The organism is Streptomyces sp. NPDC127097 (genome assembly GCF_042724075.1).
Taxonomy (GTDB): Bacteria; Actinomycetota; Actinomycetes; order Streptomycetales; family Streptomycetaceae; genus Streptomyces.
In genome coordinates this window covers 94215-113843 of sequence record NZ_JBHXFI010000021.1, presented here as the reverse complement: position 1 = coordinate 113843, position 19629 = coordinate 94215, and the positions used below count along the sequence as shown (strand labels likewise).

The 19629-nt window shown below is 70.9% G+C and carries 17 protein-coding genes; 12 read left to right on the top strand and 5 right to left on the bottom strand.

Features of this window, described 5'->3' with window-relative positions; genetic code table 11:
• Nucleotides 1-468, bottom strand: a complete 468-nt coding sequence (locus tag ACFWJW_RS18425; RefSeq protein ID WP_018091280.1) for an Lrp/AsnC family transcriptional regulator — start codon at nt 466-468, stop codon at nt 1-3.
• A 129-nt stretch (nt 469-597) separates the two neighbouring features.
• On the opposite strand from ACFWJW_RS18425, the gene hppD reads away from it, so the two are divergent.
• The 8 genes from hppD to ACFWJW_RS18385 all read left to right on the top strand — a co-directional run bounded on the left by hppD (nt 598) and on the right by ACFWJW_RS18385 (nt 10262).
• Entirely contained in the window at nt 598-1752 is a 1155-nt protein-coding gene (gene hppD, locus ACFWJW_RS18420) for a 4-hydroxyphenylpyruvate dioxygenase (protein ID WP_387241913.1), read from the top strand.
• A gap of 94 nt (nt 1753-1846) precedes the next feature.
• Nucleotides 1847-3211, top strand: a complete 1365-nt coding sequence (locus ACFWJW_RS18415) for an FAD-binding oxidoreductase (protein ID WP_387241910.1) — start codon at nt 1847-1849, stop codon at nt 3209-3211.
• A 324-nt stretch (nt 3212-3535) separates the two neighbouring features.
• Entirely contained in the window at nt 3536-4363 is an 828-nt protein-coding gene (locus ACFWJW_RS18410; RefSeq protein ID WP_387241907.1) for an FAD binding domain-containing protein, read from the top strand.
• Nucleotides 4360-7086 carry a molybdopterin-dependent oxidoreductase gene (locus ACFWJW_RS18405; RefSeq protein ID WP_387241904.1) on the top strand — a complete coding sequence of 909 codons (2727 nt, stop codon included), beginning with the start codon at nt 4360-4362 and terminating at the stop codon, nt 7084-7086. The genes ACFWJW_RS18410 and ACFWJW_RS18405 overlap by 4 nt, the downstream gene beginning before the upstream one ends.
• Nucleotides 7083-8054, top strand: a complete 972-nt coding sequence (locus tag ACFWJW_RS18400) for an antibiotic biosynthesis monooxygenase (RefSeq protein ID WP_387241902.1) — start codon at nt 7083-7085, stop codon at nt 8052-8054. Before ACFWJW_RS18405 ends, ACFWJW_RS18400 begins: the two co-directional genes overlap by 4 nt.
• Nucleotides 8055-8108: 54 nt before the next feature.
• Nucleotides 8109-8432 carry a hypothetical protein gene (locus ACFWJW_RS18395; RefSeq protein ID WP_387241899.1) on the top strand — a complete coding sequence of 108 codons (324 nt, stop codon included), beginning with the start codon at nt 8109-8111 and terminating at the stop codon, nt 8430-8432.
• 9 nt (nt 8433-8441) lie between these two features.
• Nucleotides 8442-8735, top strand: a complete 294-nt coding sequence (locus ACFWJW_RS18390; protein ID WP_387241896.1) for a ribosomal protein L7/L12 — start codon at nt 8442-8444, stop codon at nt 8733-8735.
• 81 nt (nt 8736-8816) lie between these two features.
• Complete coding sequence (locus ACFWJW_RS18385; protein WP_387241893.1) at nt 8817-10262, top strand: dihydrolipoyl dehydrogenase family protein; 1446 nt, start codon at nt 8817-8819, stop codon at nt 10260-10262.
• A gap of 117 nt (nt 10263-10379) precedes the next feature.
• Here ACFWJW_RS18385 and ACFWJW_RS18380 read toward each other — a convergent pair whose 3' ends face one another.
• Nucleotides 10380-10856, bottom strand: coding sequence for an SsgA family sporulation/cell division regulator (locus tag ACFWJW_RS18380; RefSeq protein ID WP_387241890.1), 477 nt, complete (start codon nt 10854-10856; stop codon nt 10380-10382).
• Nucleotides 10857-11092: 236 nt separating this feature from the next.
• Between ACFWJW_RS18380 and ACFWJW_RS18375 the strand changes: the two genes are divergently transcribed.
• Together ACFWJW_RS18375 and ACFWJW_RS18370 are read left to right on the top strand one after the other, a co-directional pair.
• Nucleotides 11093-12697, top strand: coding sequence for an RDD family protein (locus ACFWJW_RS18375; RefSeq protein WP_387241887.1), 1605 nt, complete (start codon nt 11093-11095; stop codon nt 12695-12697).
• A gap of 91 nt (nt 12698-12788) precedes the next feature.
• Nucleotides 12789-13634 (top strand): RDD family protein, encoded by an 846-nt coding sequence (locus tag ACFWJW_RS18370; protein WP_387241884.1) that lies wholly within the window; start codon nt 12789-12791, stop codon nt 13632-13634.
• Here ACFWJW_RS18370 and ACFWJW_RS18365 read toward each other — a convergent pair.
• On the bottom strand, nt 13626-13955 hold the full coding sequence (locus tag ACFWJW_RS18365; protein WP_387241881.1) for a hypothetical protein: 330 nt from the start codon (nt 13953-13955) through the stop codon (nt 13626-13628). The two genes, ACFWJW_RS18370 and ACFWJW_RS18365, sit on opposite strands and share 9 nt — an antisense overlap.
• Before the next feature lie 409 nt (nt 13956-14364).
• Here ACFWJW_RS18365 and ACFWJW_RS18360 point away from each other — a divergent pair, with 409 nt between their 5' ends.
• On the top strand, nt 14365-16755 hold the full coding sequence (locus ACFWJW_RS18360) for an immune inhibitor A domain-containing protein (protein ID WP_387241878.1): 2391 nt from the start codon (nt 14365-14367) through the stop codon (nt 16753-16755).
• A 122-nt stretch (nt 16756-16877) separates the two neighbouring features.
• Nucleotides 16878-17264, top strand: coding sequence for a hypothetical protein (locus ACFWJW_RS18355; protein ID WP_387241875.1), 387 nt, complete (start codon nt 16878-16880; stop codon nt 17262-17264).
• Nucleotides 17265-17272: 8 nt separating this feature from the next.
• Here the strand turns inward: ACFWJW_RS18355 and ACFWJW_RS18350 are convergent, their stop codons facing one another.
• Nucleotides 17273-17869 (bottom strand): isochorismatase family protein, encoded by a 597-nt coding sequence (locus ACFWJW_RS18350; protein WP_387241872.1) that lies wholly within the window; start codon nt 17867-17869, stop codon nt 17273-17275.
• Nucleotides 17870-18040: 171 nt separating this feature from the next.
• The gene (locus ACFWJW_RS18345) at nt 18041-19369 is read right to left on the bottom strand and encodes a nicotinate phosphoribosyltransferase (protein WP_387241869.1); all 1329 of its coding nucleotides are present in this window, start codon (nt 19367-19369) and stop codon (nt 18041-18043) included.
• Nucleotides 19370-19629: the final 260 nt, after the last annotated feature.

Below are 19629 nucleotides of genomic sequence, written 5' to 3'. Positions count from 1 at the left end.
TCAGTCTCCCGATGCTTGTTTCACCAGCGGGATGATCCGCAACGGAACCGGATTTTCCATCACGATTGCCGTAGAGGCCCGCACGATGCCATCAAAGCCCACAACCCGGTCGATCACCCGCTGTAGATCGGCGTTGGAACGGGCCACGAGCCTGCACAGCATGTCCCCATGTCCCGTCGTTGTATGCAGCTCCAACACCTCGGGAACGGTCGTCAAGTGGGCGCGTACGTCATTCCCTTGCCCCTGTTTGATCTCCAGCGTGGCAAAAGCGGTCACGGGATAGCCGAGTGCCGCCGGGTCCACCTCCGGCCCGAAGCCCCGGATCACTCCATTCGACTGAAGCCGGTCGAGCCGGGCCTGGACCGTGCCGCGCGCCACCCCCAGCCGCCGGGACGCCTCCAGCACCCCGATCCGCGGCTCCTCGGCGAGCAGCTCCAGCAGCGCCCCGTCCAAATGATCGATCGCCATCGGCCGTCCCTTCGCTTTTGATGGTCATCATGTACAGATAGCCCGGCGATGCCGTCGCTTCGCTAGGCATAATGCCCAGGAGATCCGCGAACTATTGCGCACCTTGTGGATCGGAGAGACTCTGCGGCCATGGCAGACACCACGATGCACCCTCAGCCCACCACCCCCGGCGCGACCCGGCAGGCGGACCCCTTCCCGGTCAAGGGGATGGACGCGGTCGTCTTCGCCGTCGGGAACGCCAAGCAGGCCGCGCACTACTACTCGACCGCCTTCGGCATGAAGCGCGTCGCCTACTCCGGTCCGGAGAACGGCAGCCGGGAGACCGCGAGTTATGTGCTCGAATCCGGCGGCGCCCGGTTCGTGTTCACCTCCGTCATCAAGCCCACCACCGAGTGGGGCCACTTCCTCGCCGACCATGTCGCGGCCCACGGCGACGGCGTCATCGACCTCGCCATCGAGGTCCCGGACGCCCGCGCCGCCTACGAGCACGCCGTCGCCCAGGGCGCCACCGGCCTCGTCGAGCCGCACGACCTCAAGGACGAGCACGGCACCGTCGTCCTCGCGGCCATCGCCACCTACGGCAAGACCCGGCACACCCTCGTCGAGCGCACCGGCTACGACGGCCCCTACCTGCCCGGTTTCACGGCCGTCGAGCCGCTGGTGGAGACCGGCCCGCGGCGCTTCCAGGCCATCGACCACTGCGTCGGCAACGTCGAACTCGGCAAGATGAACGAGTGGGTGGCCTTCTACAACAAGGTCATGGGCTTCACCAACATGAAGGAGTTCGTGGGCGACGACATCGCCACCGAATACAGCGCGCTGATGTCGAAGGTCGTCGCCGACGGCACGCTCAAGGTGAAGTTCCCGATCAACGAGCCCGCGATCGCGAAGAAGAAGTCGCAGATCGACGAGTACCTGGAGTTCTTCGGCGGCCCCGGCGTCCAGCACATCGCGCTGGCCACCAACGACATCGTCGCCAGCGTCCGGGCGATGCGGGCCTCCGGGGTGGAGTTCCTGGACACCCCCGACTCCTACTACGACACCCTCGGCGAGTGGGCCGGTGAGACCCGGGTGCCGGTGGAGACGCTCCGCGAGCTGAAGATCCTGGTCGACCGGGACGAGGACGGCTATCTGCTCCAGATCTTCACCAAGCCGGTCCAGGACCGGCCGACCGTGTTCTTCGAGATGATCGAGCGGCACGGCTCCATGGGCTTCGGCAAGGGCAACTTCAAGGCCCTCTTCGAGGCGATCGAGCGGGAGCAGGAGCGGCGCGGCAATCTCTGACCGCGCCTGCCCCCGGCGGCTGCGCGCCGGCTGACCGGAGCCGTGGGCCGTACACGATCTTCCGTGTGCGGCCCGCGGATGCGAGGCTGAGGGTATGGACCTCATCGCACGTCTGCGCGCCGGGCTCCCGGATGAAGCGATCCTCACCGACCCCGACATCACCGGCTCCTACGCCAACGACATGGCGAGCTTCTGCGAGGCCGGGACGCCCGCCGTGGTCGTGCTGCCGCGCACCGTCGAGCAGGTCCAGCACATCATGCGGACGGCCACCGAGCTGCGGGTCCCGGTCGTCCCGCAGGGCGCGCGTACGGGGCTGTCGGGCGCCGCCAACGCCTCCGACGGCTGCCTGGTGCTCTCGCTGGTCAAGATGGACCGGATCATCGAGATCAATCCCGTCGACCGGATCGCGGTGGTCGAACCGGGTGTCGTCAACGCCGTGCTGTCCCGCGCGGTGAACGAGCACGGCCTCTACTACCCGCCGGATCCCTCCAGTTGGGAGGAGTGCTCGATCGGCGGGAACATCGGCACCGCGTCCGGCGGCCTGTGCTGCGTCAAATACGGCGTCACCGCCGAGTACGTCCTCGGCCTGGACGTGGTCCTCGCCGACGGGCGGCTGCTGACCACCGGCCGGCGCACCGCCAAGGGCGTCGCGGGCTACGACCTCACCCGGCTGTTCGTCGGCTCCGAGGGCAGCCTGGGCATCGTCGTCCGCGCCGTCCTCGCGCTCAAGCCGGAGCCGCCCGGGCAGCTCGCGCTGGCCGCCGAGTTCCCCTCCACCGCGGCGGCCTGCGAAGCCGTCTGCGAGATCATGGCCCGCGGCCACGCCCCCGCACTGCTGGAGCTGATGGACCGGACGAGCATCCGCGCGGTCAACGCCATGGCGCAGATGGGCCTCCCCGACAGCACCGAGGCGCTGCTGCTGGCCGCCTTCGACACCCCCGAGCCGGCCGCCGACCTCGCCGCCGTCGGCGCGCTGTGCACCGCGGCCGGCGCCACCGAGGTCGTGCCCGCCGAGACCGCCGCCGAGTCCGATCTGCTGCTCCAGGCCCGCCGGCTGACGCTGACCGCGCTGGAGAAGGTCAAATCCGCCACGATGATCGACGATGTGTGCGTCCCGCGCTCCCGGCTCGCCGAGATGCTCGACGGCACCGCCGCCATCGCCGAGAAGTACGGCCTGACCATCGGCGTCTGCGCGCACGCGGGGGACGGCAACACCCACCCCACGGTCTGCTTCGACGCCGCCGACCCGGACGAGTCCCGCCGGGCCCGCGCCTCCTTCGACGACATCATGGCGCTCGGCCTCCAGCTGGGCGGCACCATCACCGGTGAGCACGGGGTCGGAGTCCTGAAGAAGGAGTGGCTGGCGCGCGAACTGGGGCCGGTGGGGCTGGAATTGCAGCGCGGCATCAAGGATGTCTTCGACCCGCTGGGAATTCTCAACCCGGGCAAGCTTTTCTGAGGTCCACGGGATGTGCCGAAGCGCTCGGTCTTCTCCGGCGCCCGGGTATTCCTGACCGTGCACGGGCCTTTCTGAAGCCGGCCCGGCGCCATTCCTTTCCGCGCGGCCGCGTATTTTACCCGTCGTCGTCAGCACGCGCAGAGAGCGTGCGGTCCCGCCGAGTTCCTGACGTGGCGGGGGCGGACCCTTCTGCCTATCCTGAACGAGAATTACCGCGCCCGACGGTCCATTCATGAGAAGTCCGACCGCAGCGGCCAGTACCGGGATTCCGCCGCTCGATGGTGCCCGCGCGCACGATTTTCGTCGTGAGGGAGAGCAATTCCCATGGACCTCCACACCGTCACCGAAGTCGTCCGCCGCCCGGCCGCCCGGCCGGGCGCGGACTGGCACCCGGGTGATGCCTGGCTCGCCGGCGGCACCTGGCTGTACTCCGTGGAGCAGCCAGAACTGCGCCGCCTGATCGATCTGACGGCGTTGCGCTGGGACCCCCTCGTCCCGAGCGCGGCGGGCCTCGGCATCGGCGCGACCTGCACCATCCGCGATCTGTACGCCTGTCAGCTGCCGGCGGAGTGGATCGCGGCCCCGCTTTTCCCCAAGAGCTGTGAGGCGTTCCTGTCCTCGTTCAAGGTCTGGAGCGCGGCCACCGTCGGCGGCAATATCTGTATGTCCCTGCCGGCCGGCCCCATGATCACGCTGACGGTCGCACTGGAGGCGCGGTACGAACTCTGGGCCGCCGACGGGACCGCCCGCACCGTCGATGCCCTCTCCTTCGTGACCGGCAACAACGAGAACATTCTGGCGCCCGGGGAAATCCTGCGGCGCATCGACATTCCCGCGCACGCCCTGCGGAAACGCACCGCGCACCGCCGCTTCTCGCTGACCCGCCTCGGCCGTTCGACGGTCTTCCTCATCGGTACGCAGACGCCGGGCACGAGCGATCTGCTGCTCACCGTCACCGCCGGGACGACCCGCCCGGTACGCATCGGTTTCGAGGCCCTGCCCGATGACCGGACGCTGCGGCAGCGCATCGATGACCTCCCCGCCGATATCTGGTTCGACGATCCCAACGGGACGCCCGGTCACCGCCGGCATCTGACCCGGCATTTCGCCGAGGAAATCCGTCGCGAACTCATGGCGGGGAGCCCGGGATGACCTACCGCGTGAACGGCAAGAGCTTCGACGGGGAACCGGACCCCGGTCAGTGCCTGCGCACCTTTCTCCGCGCACTGGGCCACTTCGGCGTCAAAAAGGGGTGCGACGCGGGCGATTGCGGTGCCTGCACGGTATGGCTGGACGGCGCTCCCGTACACAGCTGCATCACCCCCGCCTTCCGCGCGGAGGGCCGTGAGGTGACGACGATCGAAGGGCTCGGCGCACCCGGCGATCTGCATCCGGTGCAGCGGCAGTTCCGCGACGCCCCGGGATTCCAGTGCGGTTTCTGCACCGCGGGAATGATCATGACATCGGCCACGTTCACCGAGGCCCAGAAGGCGGACCTGCCACGGGCGTTGAAGGGCAACCTCTGCCGCTGCACCGGCTACCGGGGGATCGAGGACGCCGTGAAGGGCGTCGTCGGCGTGGCGAAGGCCGCGCCGGGAAAGGCCGTCGGCACGAGCGTCAGCGCGCCCGCGGCCGAGGAGGTGGTCACCGGCCGGGCCGCCTTCACGATGGACACCCACCTCGACGGCATGCTGCACCTCAAGGTGCTGCACTCGCCCCACGCGCACGCCCGGATCGTCTCGATCAACAAGACCGCCGCACTCGCGGTCCCCGGCGTGCACCGGGTCTACACCTGGGAAGACGTGCCGCGCAGACGCTTCACCACGGCCATCCACACCGACCATCTGGTGGATCCGGACGACACCTGCCTCCTCGACCGCACCGTCCGCTTCGTCGGCCAGCGCGTCGTCGCGGTCCTGGCCGACACCGTCGGGGCGGCGGAGGAGGGCTGCCGCCGGGTCGAGGTGGAGTACGAGGTGCTGCCGGCGGTGTTCGACGCCGAAGAGGCCATGGCCGACGGGGCGCCCCAACTGCACGAGGCGGTCGATCCGTTCGTCCTGGACCCCGTCCACAACACCCTGGTCGAGATCCATTCACAGATCGGCGATATCGACGCGGGATTCGCCGAGGCGGACGTGATTCACGAGGGCACGTACTTCTCCCCGCGGGTGCAGCACGCGCATCTGGAGACCCATGGCTCGATCGCCTGGATGGAGGACGGCCGGCTGAACGTCCGCACCAGTTCGCAGTCACCGTCGATCGCCAAGGTCAAACTGGCCCATCTGTTCGCGCTGCGCCCCGACCGGCTCCGGGTGTTCTGCGCCCGCGTCGGCGGCGGATTCGGCGGCAAACAGGAAGTGATCTCGGAGGATCTGGCCGCGCTCGCCACACTCGACACCGGGCGGCCGGTCTGCTTCGAATACACCCGGGAAGAGGAATTCACCACCGCCTCGCCACGGCACCCCATGACGCTGACGGTCAAACTCGGCGCGACGGCGAGCGGAAGGCTCACGGCGCTCCAGGTCCGCAATGTCTCGAACACCGGCGCTTACGGAAACCACGCCGGCGAAACGCTGTACGCGGGCGGCGCCGCCGTCATGATCTACCGCTGCCCCAACAAGAAGTACGACGCGTTCTCCGTCTATACCAACACGGTGCCGAGCGGGGCCCTGCGCGGTTACGGGATGACCCAGCCGGCGTTCGCCGTGGAATGCGCGATGGACGAACTCGCCCTCGCCCTGCACATGGATCCGCTCGAACTGCGCCGCCGCAATATCGTGCGGCCGGGCGATCCGCTGATTTCCATGGACGAGGGCCCCGACGACGTGCTGTTCACCGAGGACGGACTCGCCACCTGCCTCGACCTGGTGGGGGAGGCCATGGCGCGGAACGCCGGGGAGCCGTCCCCCGGCCCCGGGTGGCTGGTCGGGGCCGGCGTCGCGAGCTCCCTGCACGAGACCGCACCGCCGACCGAACACCTTTCGGAAGCCTGGGTGACGCTGGGCGACGACCTCGTGTACGAACTCGCCGTCGGCACCGTCGAATTCGGTGAGGGCACCTCGACCGCGCATGTCCAGATCGCGGCCCACCAGCTGGGCACGACGCCGTCGCGGATTCGCCTGGTGCAGTCCGACACCGACCGCACGGGATTCGACACCGGTGCCTTCGCGAGTGCCGGCCTCTTCGTGGCGGGCAATGCGGTGCTCCGCGCGGCCAATGCCGTCCGCGACCGCATCCTGGAATTCGCCGCCGCCCACACCGGCGTCCATGTCGTGATGTGCTCGATGGATGACGACGGTGTCGTCTGCGGTGACCGGCGGGTGCCGCTGGCGGAACTCGTCGCCACCGCCCGGGCGCGCGGCATCCGTTTCTCCGCCGCCCGTAAGGCGTATGGCTCACCCCGCAGCGTCACCTCCAATGCGCAGGGGTTCCGTATCGCCGTCCATCCGGTGACGGGCGAGATCCGCATCCTTTACAGCGTCCAGGCGACCGATGCCGCCGTCATCATCAACCCCGCGCAGGTCCGGGGCCAGGTGGAAGGCGGAGTCGCCCAGGGAATCGGCTTCGCCCTGACCGAGAACCACCATGTCGACGCGCACGGCGTCATGGTCAACCCGAACTTCCGCAATTACCGCATCCCCACCTACGCCGACATTCCCCGCACGGAGGTGCTGCTGGTGGACTCCTCGGATTCCGTCGGGCCCCTGCGGTCGAAGGGGATCGCGGAATGCTGTATCAATCCGGTGGCCCCGGCGCTGGCGAACGCGCTCCACGACGCCACGGGCGTCCGCTGCCGCGCCCTGCCCCTGACACCGGAACGGATTTACCAACAGCTGAGCGAAAGCCGGCCGGTGACGACGGGGCTGAGCACATGACCGCCGAAAAGCCGGCGGGCGCCGAGGCGACGGTCATCATCGGTCAGAAGGTCCGCGCCGGACTGGAGCGGGAATTCGAGGCGTGGCAGGAGGAGCTCAATGCCGCGGCCGCCGGTTACGCGGGTTTCCTCGGCGCCGAGATCTCCCGGCCGACCTCCCTGCAACCCGACTGGGTGGTCGTCTACCGGTTCGACTCGATCGCCCACCTGCAGGCGTGGATCAACAGCGCCACCCGGCAGCGCTTTCTCGACCGCGGCCGGAAATACCTCGATGGCCCGGCGACCCAGCAGGTCGTCAGCGGCGGCACCCACCCACCGGACCCGCTGGTGACCGTCGTCGTCACGCACCGCGTCCACCCGGACCATGTCGACGCCTTTCTCGCCTGGCAGCGCCGGATGGACGAGGAGGAGAGCAGCTTCGAGGGCTTCCGCGGCACCGAGCTGTTCCGTCCGGTCGAGGGCCTTCAGGACGAATGGACCACGCTGTACCGCTTCGACAGCGCCGAGCACCTCGACGCCTGGCTGACCTCGGGCAGGCGGAAGGAAGTCCTCGCGGAGGGCGAGAAGTTCCACGACTTCCGTATGCGCACGATCGACAACTCGTTCGGCAGCTGGTTCGCCTTCGAGGAGAACGGCAGGGAAGCACCGCCGCCCTCGGAGACCAAGACCTCCGTCGCGGTCTGGGTCGGCCTCTACCCGACCGTGGTGCTGCTGACGCTCGCCCTGTCACCGGCGCACCTGCCGCTCTGGCTGAACCTGCTCATCGGCAACCTGCTGTCGAGCTTCATCATGAGCTTCGTGACCATGCCCTTCTATGTGAACCCGTTGCTCAGGCGGTGGCTGCGGCCCCGCCCGGACGCACCGCGGGCAAGGACGAACCTCGTCGGACTGGGCCTCGTCGCCGGGGTGATGGTGTTCTGGGCCGCGGTCTTCTTCCTCATCACCACCAAGATCTGGCATCTGCCCTGACCTGGACCGCGACCCGGATGTACACGGCAGGGGGAAGGGCGGTTGACTGCCCCCATGACGATCAACGATCCGCACAGACCCGGCGAGGGCATGGTCACCTTCCGGGTGACCGGCCAGGGCGTCGACGACATCACCTACGCCGTCCAGGCGCCCGGGGACTCCGGCCGCGAAGAGCAGGTGACCCGGCCGGAGTTGCCGTGGTTCGTGGTGACCGACGCGCGCGGGGTGGGCGCCATGCCGATGCTCACCCTCACCCTCGACGGGCCGGACGCCTATGCCGAGTGCGAGATCCTCACGGACGGCGCACCGGCCGTCCGCGGCACCGTGCACGGCCCGGCCGCGACTGCCGTGTTCATGGCACGTGCCGCCGCCTCATAGGCTGTCGCCATGGATTCCGTTCTCCCCGTAGTCATCGCCCTTCTCGCGCTCGCCGCCGTCATGTTGATCTCGGCCACCGACCGCCGCGCCAGGACGCTGGAGCGCCGGCTCCACCGGCTGGAAAGCAAGGTGGACCTGCTGCTGGCGCACGCCGGCCTGGAGGAGCCGCAGCCCGCCCGGATGGCCGAGATCGACCAGCTGCTGTCGCAGGGCAAGAAGATCCAGGCGATCAAGGTGCACCGCGAAGTCACCGGCTCCGGACTCGCCGAGGCCAAGGAAGCCGTCGAACGCCGGATGCGCTGACGGCCCGTTGGGCTGAGGATGGCCAGAAGGACCGCCGGGCCCCAGCGGGCCACCTCATGCCCACGCAGGAAGCGAGAGCCGATGGCAGCGACCGAAGCCACCAAAGCCGCTGATGAGGCGTATGACGTCATTGTGCTGGGAGCCGGGCCGACCGGTGAGAACGTCGCCGACCGGGCGCATGCCGCCGGGCTGAGCGCGGTGATCGTGGAGAGCGAACTGGTCGGCGGCGAATGCTCCTACTGGGCGTGTATGCCCAGCAAGGCCCTGCTGCGCCCGGTCACCACCCGCTCCGAGGGCCGCCGGGTGCCCGGCCTCAAGGACGCCGTGGACGGCCCCCTGGACGCGCCCGCCGTCCTCGCCCATCGCGACGCCATCACCTCCCACTGGAAGGACGACGGGCAGGTCCGCTGGCTGGACTCGGCCGGTATCGACCTGGTGCGCGGCCAGGGGCGGCTGGCCGGGCCGCGCAGAGTGGTCGTCGACGGCGGCCGGGTGCTCACCGCCCGGCACGCGGTCGCGGTGTGCACCGGCAGCCGCGCGGTGCTGCCCCCCATCCCCGGGCTCGCCGAGGCCAGGCCCTGGACCAGCCGCGACGCCACCAGCGCCAAGAGCGTGCCGGGCCGGCTGGTGGTGGTCGGCGGCGGTGTGGTCGGCGTCGAGATGGCCACCGCCTGGCGGGCCCTGGGTGCCTCCGTGACGCTGCTGGTCCGCGGTGACGGGCTGCTGCCCCGGATGGAGCCGTTCGCCGGCCACCTCGTCGCGGAGTCGCTCGCCGAGGCCGGGGTCTTCCTGCGGACCGGTGTCGAGGTGCGCGAGGTACGCCGGGAAGCCCCGGGCGGCCCGGTCACCGTCCTGCTGGACTCCGGGGACGAGATCGTCGCCGATGAGCTCCTGATCGCCACCGGCCGGGCCCCGCGCACCGAGGACATCGGCCTGGACACGGTCGGACTGCCGCACGGCTCCTGGCTGGACGTCGACGACAGCCTGCGGGTGAAGGGGGTGACCGGCGGCTGGCTCTACGGCGTCGGCGACGTCAACCACCGCGCCCTCCTCACCCACCAGGGCAAGTACCAGGCCCGGATCGCCGGGGCCGCGATCGCCGCGCGCGCCCGGGGTGTCCCGATCCTGGAGTCCGACCTCTGGGGCGCGCACGCCGCCACCGCGGACACCCGCGCCGTCCCGCAGGTCGTCTTCAGCGACCCGGAGGCCGCCTCGGTGGGCCTGACCGCCGCCGCGGCCGAGAAGGCCGGATACCGCACCCGGGTGGTCGACCAGGACCTGTCGGCCGTGGCCGGGGCGTCCCTGTACGCGGACGGCTACCGCGGCCGGGCCCGGATGGTCGTCGACCTGGACCGCGAGGTGCTGCTCGGCGCCACCTTCGTCGGCTTCGGCGTCGGAGAGCTGCTGCACTCCGCGACGATCGCGGTGGCCGGTGAGGTCCCCATCGAGCGGCTGTGGCACGCGGTGCCCTCCTACCCCACGATCAGCGAGGCGTGGCTGCGGCTGCTGGAGGCATACCGGGGCTGAGGCACCGCCGGGCCGTACGGCACCGGGCGCCACCCGCGCCCGGCGCCGCGGCACCCCCCGGCCCGGCTGCCGCCTCGTCAACCCCCGTTCCCCGGCGGCCCGTTCGTCCACCACCCCTTACGCCGCGGGGTCCGGGGACTCGTCCGTGGGCCAGGGGCCGCCCGGCCGCAACTCGTCCCCGGACGCCATCGCGAACAGCGCGCTCAGCCCTTTGTCGAGGCCCAGATGCCGCCGCTCGGACCCCGGCGGGACCACCCGCAGAGTGCGCTCCAGCCACGCCGAGACCGCCGCGGCCGGCGCCTCCAGCAGGGCCTGCCCGTCCGGCGAGTCCAGCGCTATGCAGACCAGACTGCGGCCGGCCGGCTTCGCCGGCCACACCCGCACATCGCCGTCACCGCACGGCCGGAAGACGCCCTCGATCAGCAGTTCGCGGGCGAACGTCCAGCTGACGGGGGAGTCCGAACCGATGTGAAAGGTGACATGGGCGGCGTACGGGTCATCCGTCCGGTACCTCAGCCGGGCCGCCACCGGAATGCTGTGCTCCGGCGACAGGACCAGGCCCAGCTCCAGCTCTCTTTCCACCACGGTGTGCATGGGGTCCGCCTCTCTTCGCTCCCTGCGGGCCCCGAGACCGGTCCCGCACGGAGAGAGAGCCGCCGGGCGCCGGACTCTTACACGACTTCGTACAACTTTTTTCCCGCGCCTCTTCCAGGTGGTCGTCGGCGGGCACCGGCCCCGTGGGAACCCGGGGTCTGATAGATGTGGACGCCGCGTTGCGGCAGACTGCACCCCACACCCACCAGGCCGAGTACAGATACGGGACTTCGGATATGAGCGCCCCTACCTCAGGATCCGCCGGCGGCAGCCCCACGCCAGGCTTCTACCCGGACCCGTCCATCCCCGGCTACATCCGGTACTGGAACGGTGCCGCGTGGGTGCCGGGCACCAGCCGGCCCGCCCCCGCCGAGGGCGAGGCGATGCCCGCCCCGCCGCCCGGTGCGGCCCCGTCGCCCTCCCCCGCACCCGCCGTCGAGGAGACCGGCCCGGTCTTCTTCGACGAGGAGGAGGCGGCCGGCGGCTCCGCGGTGCCCGCCGTCCGCCGGAGCGGTGAGATCGCCCCCGCGAGCTGGGACGACCCGGCCCGGCTGCACGGCACCAGCCCCGAATCGGCCGCCGCCTGGCAGGCCGACGCCTCCCGGCAGGCCGGTTTCGGAGGGGAGCCCGACCGCCGGGTCTCCTGGGGCTCACCGGACCAGGCCCCCGCCGGTACGCCGTCCGGCGCGGCCTCTTGGGGCGCGGTGCCGCCGCAGCGTGAGGGACAGGGGGCGGACGCCACGGCCGGCGAGGTGCCCGGCGCCCCCTCGCCCGGCCCGGGGGTCCCGTCCGACGGGACGGTCGCCATCCGCGCCGTGAACCCGGCCGCCCGCCGCGGCAACTCCGGCGACCAGGGCACCACCGCGATCCGCGCCGTACGGCCCGAGGGCGGCAAGCCCGCCAAGGGCAACGAGACGATGGCGATCCGCGTCGCGGGCGGCGGCCGGACCCCGTCCGTCGCGCCCGATGACGCCGCCCCGCAGTCGCTGCCGGCCGGCGGCGACCGCCCGCAGAGCCGTCCCGCCCCGCAGAGCCCGGCCCCGCAGACGCCGGCCCAGCAGAGCCCGGCCCCGCAGACGCCGGCCCAGCAGAGCCCCGCGCCGCAGAGCCCGGCCCAGCAGAGCCCCGCACCGCAGCGTCCCGCCCCGCAGAATCCCGCCCCGCAGAACCCCGCCCCGCAGGCCCCGGTGCAGCAGCAGCCCGGACGGCAGGCCGCCGCACCCGCCGCCGGTGTGCCGCCGCAGGGCGGTGCCGCGGCGGCGCCGCCCGGTCCGCAGGGCGCCGACGCCGACGGGGTCATCCCCTGGAAGCCGCCGGCCGCCGCCGACCCCTTCGCCGCCATGGCGCAGGCCGCGCAGGGCCACCCGGCCGGTCTCGGCCGCCGGTTCGCGGCCCGGCTGATCGACACGCTGGTGCTGGGCGCGCTCACCGCCGCGGTCGCCGTCCCCATGTGGAGCACGGTCACCGACCACCTGGACGCCAAGGTCGAGGCGGCCAAGCAGTCCGGCCGCCAGGTGACGGTCTATCTGGTCGACGGCACCACGATGCCGGTCTTCGCCACCATCCTGGCCGTCCTGCTGATCGGCGGTGCGCTCTACGAGGCGCTGCCGACCCTCAAGTGGGGCCGCACCCTGGGCAAGAAGCTGTGCGGCGTACGGGTCCTCGACATCGAGAGCCACGACACCCCGACCCTCGGCGCCGCCCTCAAGCGCTGGTTCCTCTACAGCGTGCTCGGCGTCCTCGCCATCGGCGTACTGAACGTCGTCTGGTGCCTGTTCGACCGGCCGTGGCGCCAGTGCTGGCACGACAAGCTGGCCCGGACCTTCGTCGCGTCCGGCTGACCGCCGGCGCGGGGCGGGCCGCCGCGGCCGCCGTTCCCCCGAACGGACCTCGCCGGATGCGGCGGGCCGCGAGATGGCGTCGACTCGGGCCATGAGCACCGACCAGCCCCGGCCCGGCCCCGGTGAGCCGCCGGAGAACGATCCGTTCCAGAAGCCGCAGGAGCCCCCGGCGGGCGAGGCCCCCCGCAACGGCGCGCCCCGGGAGAACGGCTCGCCCCGCAACAACGCGCCGCACGGCGGCGGTTCGGGCGGCGGCGGTACGGGCGGTGAAGGCGGTGCGCCACCACCCCCGGAGGGCACCCCGCCGTCCTGGGGCAGCCCGCCGCCCGGTGGCACTCCGCCGCCCGGGGGCACCCCGCCGCCCGGTGCCGGCGGCCCGTACGCGGGCGGCCCGTACGGCGGTGGCCCGTATGCCGGGGATCCCTACGGCGGGCAGTACGGCGTGGCCGATCCGCTGGCCGGGATGCCGCCGCTGGCGAACCGCGGCCGCCGGCTCGTGGCGCGCATCATCGACGCGATCATCGTCGGGGTGCCGGTCTGGCTGATCATGACCGCGATCGTCGGCGGGGTGGACTTCTTCACCACCGACGGGGACATGGCCGGCCGGCAGTCCACGGTCTCCGGCGTGACCTTGCTGGCGTATCTGATCTACGAGGGCCTGATGCTCAGCAGCCGCGGCCAGACCGTCGGCAAAATGGCGATGAAGATCCGGGTGGCGATGCTCGCGGACGGGTCGATCCCGCACGGCCAGCCCGGCTGGGTGCGGGCCGCGGTCTATTCGCTGCCGGAGATCATCCCGTGCTGCGGCTTCATCTTCTGGCTGATCAACGTGCTGTGGTGCACCTGGGACAAGCCATATCAGCAGTGTCTGCACGACAAGGCGGCGAAGACCGTGGTGGTGTCCACGGAGACGGGGCCGGCCACCGGCTCAGCGTGAGTGCTCGCCGATCCGGGCCTCACCGGCACCGGCCGACCGGGCCAGGCCGCTCCAGGCGGCGGACCGGGGGCGCTCGGCCGGCGTGCGAACGGCCGGCGACGGGGCGGGCGACCCGTTCCGTACGACATGCCGGCGGACCACCCGCGACACCCCGGGCATCGGCACCGTCATGGCGACCAGCAGCCCGAGCCCGAGCCCGGCGATGGCGATGACCGCGACCCCGATGCCGGTCTCCGTCTGGGAGAGCAGCAGCATCGCGAGGGTGGAGAAAAAGACGGTGGCCGAACCGTAGGCGAGCTGTGCGGCGGTCGGACGAGGCATGGCGGATCCGTCCTCGGAAGGGTCGGCAGGGGGGTGTCGGTCAGGGCGCGCCGGCAAAGGAGCCTACGGTCCTCAATGCCCGAGCGGAACGCCGGGTAAGCGTGACCTAACCCACGGTTCGGGGCACAGGGGGCGCACAACGCCGTGGTGACTTTCCGGGCGGCCCGCCGTCATGGCTGCTGGGGGCGGGGGCGCATGCCCGGCGGGCATATACGCCGGGCCTACACCGGGCCCCTGCCCGGCGATTGCGCGCGCGGCGGCATGCCGCCGCGCGATGTCCGATAGCCGCAACTCGCGGACCGAGTAACGTACTTCGCTGACGTGCCCAAGTCAAGATCTGTCTTTTTCATCGTACTTCCGGTCGAATGCCCTCGAACAGTGACCGGTTCGATGGGGAGGACAGCGCCAAGTGAGAGACAGCAGAAGGGTGTTCAGATCGGCCGCCCTGGCCACGGCAATCGCCGCGATCGGGGCGGCCGCTTTTTCTTCGGGGGTGGCGACGGCCGACGCGCAGGGACCGTCGCCGGTCGCCAAGCGTCATGACCCGGCTCCCGAGCGGGCCGTGGACCACGACCTGAAGGGCCCGTTCACGGCCCGGCAGGCGGCCCAGCGCAAGGAAGCGCTCCAGCAGGTCATCTCCGGCGACGCCAAGGCGACCGAGCGGAACGGCTCCAAGGTCGTCAAGCTCGGCAAGAGCAAGTACGTCGAGCTGGCCCGGCAGAAGACCGACAAGATCTTCACCGTCCTCGTGGACTTCGGCGACAAGGTCGACGACACCACGATGTTCGACCCGGACGGCGACGGCCCCAAGCCCCCGGTGAAGAAGTACGGCGGCGACCCCGGCCCGGCGCACAACCAGATAGCCCAGCCGGACCGTGCGAAGGACAACAGCACGGCCTGGCAGAAGGACTTCAACCGGAAGCACTTCCAGGACCTCTACTTCTCGCACGACAAGAAGAAGCAGTCCCTGGCCAAGTACTACGAGAAGCAGTCCTCGGGCCGCTACTCCGTCCAGGGCGAGGTCTCCGACTGGGTCAAGGTCGACTGGAACGAGGCCCGTTACGGGTCCAACTACTGCGGCCAGACCAACTGCTCCAGCGCCTGGGACCTGATCCGCGACGGCGTCAACCAGTGGGCCAAGGACCAGAAGGCGGCCGGCCGCACCGACGCGCAGATCAAGGCCGATCTGGCCAAGTACGACCAGTGGGACCGCTACGACCACGACGGCGACGGCAACTTCAACGAGCCCGACGGGTACATCGACCACTTCCAGATCGTGCACGCCGGTGAGGACGAGTCCGCGGGCGGCGGTGTCCAGAAGACCAACGCCATCTGGGCGCACCGCTGGTACGCGTACGGCACCGACGCCGGCAAGACCGGCCCCGGCGCGAACAAGGCGGGCGGCACCCAGATCGGCGACACCGGCATCTGGGTCGGCGACTACACGATGCAGCCGGAGAACGGCGGACTCGGCGTCTTCGCCCACGAGTACGGTCACGACCTGGGCCTGCCGGACGAGTACGACACCTCCGGCACCGGCGAGTCCTCGGTGGACTTCTGGTCGCTGATGTCGGGCGGCTCCTGGCTCGGCACCGGCAAGGACTCCATCGGTGACCTGCCCGGTGACATGAGCGCCTGGGACAAGCTCCAGCTGGGCTGGCTCAACTACGGCAAGGCGAAGGCCGCGAAGAAGTCCACCCACAAGCTGGGCGTCGCCGAGTACAACACCAAGAACAAGCAGGCGGTGGTCGTCGAGCTGCCGGCCAAGTCGGTCAAGACCGACATCGTGCAGCCCGCGGAAGGCTCCAAGCAGTGGTGGAGCAACATGGGCGACAACCTCAAGAACACCCTGTCCCGGCCGGTGGACCTCACCGGTAAGGCCAAGGCGTCGCTGACGCTCAAGGGCTGGTGGGACATCGAGAAGGACTACGACTACCTCTACGCCGAGGTCTCCACCGACGGTGGCAGCAACTGGACGGCCCTGGACGGCACCGCGGCCGGCAAGGCCATCCCGCGCGACGGCAGCGACAAGCCCGCCCTGACCGGCACCGTCGCCGCCTACCAGGACCTCGTCTACCCGCTGGACGCCTACGCGGGCAAGAAGATCGACCTGCGCTTCCGCTACCAGACCGACGGCGGCGCGGCCCAGAAGGGCTTCGCGGCCGACACCGTCAGCGTGGTCGCCGACGGCAAGCCGCTGTTCAGCGACAACGCCGAGGGCGACGACAACGGCTGGACCGCCAAGGGCTTCTCGCGCCTCGGCGCGTCCTTCACCAAGGACTACCCGCAGTACTACATCGCCGAGAACCGGCAGTACGTGTCGTACGACAAGACCCTCAAGGTCGGCCCGTACAACTTCGGCTGGACCACCGCCAAGCCGGGCTGGGTGGAGCACTTCCCGTACCAGAACGGTGTGCTGATCTGGCTGTGGGACACCTCGCAGGCGGACAACAACGTCGGCCAGCACCCGGGCCACGGGCAGATCCTGCCGGTCGACGCGCACCCCAAGGCCGAGCACTGGGCGGACGGCAAGCTGATGCGCAACCGCTTCCAGTCCTACGACTCGACCTTCACCCGCTTCCCGACCGACGCCCTCACGCTGCACCGGGACGGCAAGCCGGTGAAGATCACCTCGAAGAAGGGCGTGACGCTCTTCGACGACCGGCACGGCGTCTACTACGACAAGGCGAACCCGACCGGTGGTGTGATCGTTTCTGACACCAACACCCGGATCAAGATCACCAAGGAGGCCCGGGACGGCTCCACGGTGACGCTGCGGGTCGGCTCTGCCGGTAAGTAAAAGGTAAAACCGCAGGTCAGATGCTGTTCGGTCGTCGCCCACTAGCGGGCGGCGGCCGATTAGCGTTTAGATGCGTTCTACAGTTCCTTGTTGACGCGAAGTCTCACGGGGGAGATATGAAGATGTCCGGTGGTGGTTTCATCAGGCTTCCCGGCGGAAGCGTGGTGGTCGCCCTCTCGCTGCCCAGACCGCCGCACGGCGCACGGGCCGGCCTCTACGACTGCGGTTGCCGGGTACGGGTCCTGGTCCACGCCGTGAACCGCCAGCGCGCCCTGACCAGGCTGCGCAACCTCGGTCTGCGGTCCGTCTACCTGCGCGGCAACACCGAGCCGCCCACGCCCGACGAGATCACGGCCGTGCTGCACCATCCCGACGGCCTGGTCTGGCGCGAGGCCCCGGAGGACGACACCGAGTCCTGGCATCCCATACGGGCGCTGCTGCGGCCCCAGCCGGCCCGCCCCTCGGCGGAGACCGAGCCGGTCGAGGGGAGCGAACGTCCGGCCGCCTGAGGGGCCCCTCAGGCGTCGATGAGGACCGGTTCGCCGGTCAGCTCGGCGCCCGCCGCGCGCAGCTCCGCCAGCGCCCGCTCGGTGCTGTGCGCGGCCACCCCGGCGGTCAGATCCAGCAGGACATGGGTGCGCAGCCCGGCGCGGAGCGCGTCCAGGGCGGTGGCGCGGACACAGTGGTCGGTGGCGATACCGACCACATCGACCTCGGTGACGGAGTGCGCGCGGAGCCAGTCCGCCAGCGGGGTCCCGTTCTCGTCCACGCCCTCGAAGCCGCTGTACGCGGAGGTGTGGGCGCCCTTGTCGAAGACCGCGTCGATGGCGCCGGAGGCGAGCGCCGGGGCGAAATTGGGGTGGAACCCGCTGCCCTCCGTGCCGGCCACACAGTGCACCGGCCAGGAGTGCTCGTAGTCCGGGGTGGTGGAGAAGTGGTCACCGGGGTCGATGTGGTAGTCCCGGGAGGCCACGACATAGCGGTAGCAGCTGCCCGCCGTCTGGCCCACCAGATCGGTGATGGCCGCCGCGACATCCGCACCTCCCGCCACCGCGAGGCTGCCGCCCTCGCAGAAGTCGTTCTGTACATCGACGACGATCAATGCCCGGTGCATGGTGCGTGCCTTCCGGCTGGGAATCGGGGAGGGGCGCGAGGGTGGTGTGACCGAGGGTAGTCACTGGACGGGGATTGCGGGAGTGGGGCGGAGTCCGGTGGGACGGCGGGCGCCGGGCGCGGCGTACGGCGGCCGCCGCCCGGCACCCCGCGCCCCGCCGGCGGCGCCCGGTCAGACGTACTCGGTGGCCAGCACCGGCTCGCCGCGGGAGAGCTGGGTCGCCGACAGCGGCAGCGCGGCCCGGGCGGCGATGTGCCGGTCGCGGGCGGCGTCCAGCGGCTCGCGGGCCACCACCTTGCCGGCGTTCACCAGCGGCACCAGCAGCTGCCGGTCGGCCAGCTCGGCGGGGACCGGCCCGGTGCCGATGACCTCGGCCTCGGCGACGCCGTCCGCGTCCAGCCGGCGCGCGGCCCACTTGCGGCCGCCGAGCGAGGTCTTGGCGCCCATCGACTTCTTCGCGACCGGCCGCAGCGGCGCGCCGGGCTCCTCGCTGTCGGCGCGGGCGACCAGCTTGTAGACCATCGAGCAGGTCGGGTGCCCGCTGCCGGTCACCAGCTGGGTGCCGACGCCGTACGCGTCCACCGGTGCGGCGGCCAGCGAGGCGATGGCGTACTCGTCCAGATCGCTGGTGACCACGATCCTGGTCCTGGTGGCGCCCAGCTCGTCCAGCTGCTGGCGCACCCGGTGGGCGATCAGCAGCAGATCGCCGGAGTCGATCCGTACGGCACCGAGTTCCGGGCCGGCCACCTCCACGGCGGTGCGCACCGCCTCGGTGACGTCGAAGGTGTCCACGAGCAGGGTGGTCCCGCTGCCGAGGGTGTCGACCTGTGCGGTGAAGGCGTCCCGCTCGGTGTCGTGCAGCAGGGTGAAGGCGTGCGCGCTGGTACCGACGGTGGGGATGTGGTAGCGGAAGCCGGCGGCCAGGTCGGAGGTGGTGTGGAAGCCGCCGACGTAAGCCGCGCGGGACGCGGCCACCGCCGCCAGCTCATGGGTGCGGCGGGCGCCCATCTCCATCAGCGGGCGGTCGCCGGCCGCCACCGCCATCCGGGAGGCCGCCGCGGCCACCGCGGAGTCGTGGTTGAGGATCGAGAGGATCACCGTCTCCAGGAGCACCGCCTCGGCGAAGGTGCCCTCGACCCGCATGACCGGGGAGCCGGGGAAGTAGACCTCGCCCTCCGGGTAGCCCCAGATATCGCCGCGGAAGCGGAAGCCGGCCAGCCACTCCAGGGTCGGCTCGTCGAGGATGCCGCGCTCGCGCAGGAAGCCGAGGATGGTCTCGTCGAAGTGGAAGTTCTCCACCGCGTCCAGCACCCGGCCGGTGCCGCCCACCACGCCGTAGCGGCGGCCCTCGGGCAGCCGCCGGGTGAAGACCTCGAAGACCGAGCGCCGGTCCGCGGTGCCGGACCGCAACGCGGCCTGAAGCATGGTGAGTTCGTACTGGTCGGTGAAGAGCGCAGTCGACGGCACGGCCACCGGCAGCCCCAGGTCTGCTGTGTTCATGGGGACGATGCTACCCCTGATACTCGTCACTCTGACGATAGTGCTCCGAGAGGCACAAAAGACCGCCCGGGACGGCCCCGTGCCGCTCAGGGGGTGTCTTTCGGACCAGGGCGGGCTCGCGGGGTCTGGCACGCACTCCCCCACGCCTGAACGGCGCGGGGGGACCCCCATGCCGCGTTGTCGTCACTCTTCCCCAAGCTCTCGGCTTCGCTCGAGCAGGGGAGACCCCAACCGCTCCGCGTCGACTCCCTCCTCCGCCT